This window comes from Endozoicomonas sp. ONNA2, from assembly GCF_024606365.1.
In the GTDB taxonomy this organism is placed as follows: domain Bacteria; phylum Pseudomonadota; class Gammaproteobacteria; order Pseudomonadales; family Endozoicomonadaceae; genus Endozoicomonas.
Window position 1 is genome coordinate 1 of sequence record NZ_JAHHPO010001030.1, and the last position, 4,254, is coordinate 4,254.

At 52.1% G+C, this 4,254-nt stretch carries 5 protein-coding genes; 1 reads left to right on the forward strand and 4 read right to left on the reverse strand.

Going from position 1 to position 4,254, the window contains the following annotated elements:
* Nucleotides 1–200: 200 nt before the first annotated feature.
* The 4 genes from KDK14_RS18300 to KDK14_RS18315 are packed head-to-tail and all read right to left on the reverse strand — an operon-like array spanning nucleotide 201 to nucleotide 2,903.
* A complete protein-coding gene (locus KDK14_RS18300; RefSeq protein ID WP_257266636.1) occupies nucleotides 201–923 on the reverse strand; it encodes an SPOR domain-containing protein in 723 nt (240 codons plus the stop codon).
* Between the two features lies 1 nt (nucleotide 924).
* Complete coding sequence (locus KDK14_RS18305) at nucleotides 925–1,698, reverse strand: type III pantothenate kinase (protein ID WP_257266637.1); 774 nt, start codon at nucleotides 1,696–1,698, stop codon at nucleotides 925–927.
* A gap of 2 nt (nucleotides 1,699–1,700) precedes the next feature.
* A complete protein-coding gene (birA, locus tag KDK14_RS18310; protein ID WP_257266638.1) occupies nucleotides 1,701–2,693 on the reverse strand; it encodes a bifunctional biotin--[acetyl-CoA-carboxylase] ligase/biotin operon repressor BirA in 993 nt (330 codons plus the stop codon).
* A 42-nt stretch (nucleotides 2,694–2,735) separates the two neighbouring features.
* The gene (locus tag KDK14_RS18315) at nucleotides 2,736–2,903 is read right to left on the reverse strand and encodes a hypothetical protein (protein WP_257266639.1); all 168 of its coding nucleotides are present in this window, start codon (nucleotides 2,901–2,903) and stop codon (nucleotides 2,736–2,738) included.
* A gap of 164 nt (nucleotides 2,904–3,067) precedes the next feature.
* Between KDK14_RS18315 and KDK14_RS18320 the strand changes: the two genes are divergently transcribed.
* On the forward strand, nucleotides 3,068–4,138 hold the full coding sequence (locus KDK14_RS18320; RefSeq protein WP_257266640.1) for a histidinol-phosphate transaminase: 1,071 nt from the start codon (nucleotides 3,068–3,070) through the stop codon (nucleotides 4,136–4,138).
* Nucleotides 4,139–4,254: the final 116 nt, after the last annotated feature.

Here is a 4,254-nt window from a genome sequence, read left to right on the forward strand (position 1 = left end):
TCCTCAATTTTCTGCCATCCTCGCTACGGGCGCTATTCTCGGACAGCCTCCTGGCCGTATCAGCCAAGCTGTATCAACAAGGCAACGCTCTCGATACCCGCCTTGCAAATTGGTGACCACTGCTCGTTTCAGGCTGGGCTAATTGTCTCCCTGAGCAGCGAGGCGTATACTAGATAATCTCTTCATCCGTTGCAATGCTTTTACATCACTTTTTTCAGCGCATCATTCTTCTTGCAGGCCGTTCTGGAGGTTTTCAATTCAGGAAACTGGTCAGTAGCCTCATCCCAGAATGACGAACTCAGCTTTCCTTCTTCTGCGGCATCCAGCTCGAGCCACCATTGCTCTGGCACTCTGGACAGAGACTTGATGGCAACCGCATAGCCTGCTTCCTTTAAACGACGGCTTACTAATTTTGCAGAGTCACTACGCGAGAATAGCCCCAGAGAGATCCCATTGGTCAGCTCACCCTGAGTAATCACAAAGCTGTCAATTCTCTGCGCCTGAAGTTCTCTTAACAGCCACATCGCCGCCTCCCTGCTGGCCAATGGTGGTATATGAACCCAGTAATCTTTCTGCTGATTGCCTTCATCCGCACGCACTTTAATGCTGATACCCATGGCGAACAGACGCTGCTGCAGTTCATCAACCTCGATCACACTGGCCAAAGGCCCGACAACCAGACATTCCTGAACAGCATCATCCGGAGAAAGTGAAGTATTCAGCGCAGGCCGAATCTCTGCCTCATTCTGCCCAAACCCGGGAGAGTCTTCAGTCTCAGTTAACAGAACCAGTCTTTCACCTGCAGTTTCTGTATAGGCACTATCACTTCCGGGCAGCCAGTAACCCACCCTGGACTCCTGCCAAGAACTCCAGGCAAAATAACCGATATTGGCAAACAAAAGAAAAATGACTGTCAAACGCATCTTATATAACGGAGTTACCCTGCCCCTCTTGGTCGAAAACAAGCGACAGACCATCCATCACCAACGCGGGATGATAGCAACATTCACCCTGGATATACGGCTGTATCAAGGTAGCATCGCCGCCGGTGAGATAGACCATGCATTCTTTTCCACAAGCCGTTTTATACCGGGACTTTTGTGTGTTAATCATGGCTACGGCCATCGCCAGAATACCATTATTCATGCACTCAGCTGTACTTGTTCCGGGCATCATTGTTAATGCTTCCGCCTCTACCCCTGGAAGCTGAGCTGTCCTGATATGCAGCATCCTTTTCATCAGACTAATACCTGGCACGATGTATCCGCCAGGGTGGTCCCCGCTGTCACTCAACAAGTCAATGGTTATGGCAGTACCGCAACTCACCACTATTTTATTACAGAGTTCTTTATTCTCAGTCCTGTCCAGATGGTGAGCAGCAAGCATAGCCAGCCAACGATCAACACCCAGCCCAGGGTAGGCGGCCTTGACGCCCCGACACTGCGTTGTAACCTCGGCCTTTAGCAGGGATACGTTAAAGCGCTGATTAATCGCAGTGCTCAACTGCTCAAAACGCTCATCTCCGCAGACAATGGCCGCCCTGGCAGAATCGACCTGCCCGATTTGATCCAGCAGCCTCGGGAGTTCGAACTGCCAGTCTTCGCTGTTGGCAAGAAAACCATGGGAAATGATGTGACCTTCTTTCAGAAGCCGCCATTTTAATCGGCTATTACCTGCATCCAGTTCCAGAATTCTCATGGTTACTTACTCTTGGTCGGTGTCATGGCCTTTACGGAAACCTCACCGCCTTTGAAAATCATCATACCTGACCGGGTCTGCAATAACAGCCCACCATGAACATCCACCCCTGAAGCCACACCGGACACCATTTTACCCGGCGCCTCCAGAACAACATTCCACCCGGCAAAGGCATCATGTTGCTCCCACTGTGCCCGAAAATGGCCAAAGCCCTGCTGACTGAAAACATCCAGGGTACGGCACACCTCGTTGATCAACTCGCTGGCTATCTGGTTGCGGCTCACTGCGGTGCCACACACCCGCTGCATATCCACTGCTGGCTGATTAATACCGTTGATCTGTTCCCGGCTCAGGGCAATATTGACGCCAATACCGATAATCACTTCACAGTCTCCGGTCGGGTCTCCGTGCACTTCCAGCAGAATGCCACTGAGCTTGCGAAAACCGTCTGGCGCGTGCCACAGCAAATCATTAGGCCACTTTAGCTTGAGATGACTGCCACCGCACCGTTCAAGCGCTTTGAGCACAGCCAGCCCTAACGCCAGGCTCAGCCCTTCCAGAGATGCCATAGCGGCACTATAAAACCAGCGTACAGACATGCTGATGGTCGAACCAAAAGGGTTATCCCAGGCCCTGCCCCGGCGACCACGTCCGCAAGTCTGATATTCTGCCAGACACACCCCCTTTATTAACGGGCTAGCGACTGGAATCTCTCTGACCAGATCATTGGTAGACGCTGTTTTCAGACAGGTGCGGACAACAACGCCCTCTTTAATGGATGGGTCAAGCGCATTGTGAATACGTTCATGATCAAGCAACTCAACCCCCGGATGCAACCTGTACCCCCTGCCTTTGACTGAATCAATTTGCAGGCCAAGCGCTTCCAGCATTTTCAGCTTTTTCCAGATCGCTGCACGACTGATCCCCAATGCTCTGCCCAGCGCTTCCCCTGAGTGGAAAGCACCATCAGCCAGAAGTTCTAATACCTTTTCCATTTATAGGAAGTCCACATACCTGTCAGGAAGTTGGGTATTATATCAGGCCAGAGCATTTAGCCCGGATATTTCATAAACGTGCTCCCGATCTCGCTTGTCGTTTGCCGCTCTATGGGAGTCTTGCCCAGTCGATCGTAATCCCGGGTAACGGCACTCCCTTACAACATCCCTCAGAGCGACAAAGTCCCCGGCCTTGGCATCCTGCGTCACCCTGGCTCCCACATCCGTGTGGTCGTGCGCGAGATTCGGAGCAGTTTATGAAATATCCGATTTAGCGCACCCGGCCCTTTTCTGATAGCTTCTTCCGGGAACTCTACTCTATACTGCGCCTTCTCCAGACACCGACAAAAAACGATGGATCAGGGAAACTGCAGATGAGCATTTTCAAGTCCCACATCACCCGGATGAGCGCCTACTCTCCGCCCCTTGAAGGCAGAGACCCTCATCAACATCTGCTGTTGGACTTCAATGAGCGAACATTGCCCGTCAGTGAGCAGGTCAAACAGGCACTGATTAACTATATCAATGATGATCGTCTACAGGTTTATCCATCCTATGGCGACCTGACCGGAAAAATCGCCAACTACGCAGGCGTTAATGAACCCCGGGTCATGATCACCAATGGCTCCGACCAGGGCATTGACATTATTATTCGTGCGGCCTGTACAGAAGGTGATGAAATCATCATTCCCGCTCCGACCTTTGCGATGTACTACCAGTGTGCCAATATTGAAAAGCTGCACATTATTGAACCAGACTATACGCGGGAGACCGGCTTCCCGGTTAACGCAGTATTAGATGCCATCACAGCAAAAACCAGGCTGATTGTCCTGGCTAACCCGAACAACCCCACCGGCACCCAAGTCCAGCGTGAGGATATTCTCACCATAGCCAGAGCCGCACCGGATACCGCCCTGCTGGTTGATGAATGCTACTTCGAATATTCTCGGGCCACCGTTGCGGATGCGGTTATTACCCACCCGAATATTCTGATTACACGGACGTTCTCTAAAACCTGGGGCCTTCCTTCCATTCGACTGGGCTATGTGATTAGCCATCCTGACAACATCCGTACACTGCTGAATATTCGTGGCCCTTATGATGTTAACCAGTTTGCCGTCGTGGCCGTCAGTGCCGCCCTGGACCATCCGGAGTATACCCGGCAGTACGTCAGGGAAGTGATGGGGGTATCCAAACCGTTGTTTGAACAGTTCCTTGAGCGACAGGCCATTCCCTTTTGGCCCAGTGCCGCCAATTTCATCTGGGCATTTCCGGGTAATCCCGAGGTCATTGAGCAGCACCTGCGTCGTCATGGTATCCTTGTACGCCCAAAGCCTGACCTGACTGGACGCAAAGGCCTGAGAATAACACTGGGCGACATTGCTCAAACCCACCAGCTGATAGAGAGGATTCAGGAGGGGCTGGCTATTGCTGGAGCCGCTTGATTGGCTAAACTGCCCCTTCGGGCCACCGGAAAAAGACAGGCCGCTTGTGCTTTTGCGGGTAGCGGCCTTAACAAGCTCCTGGAGCAACGCAGGAGCAGTTGCCGCGTAGGGCTGTC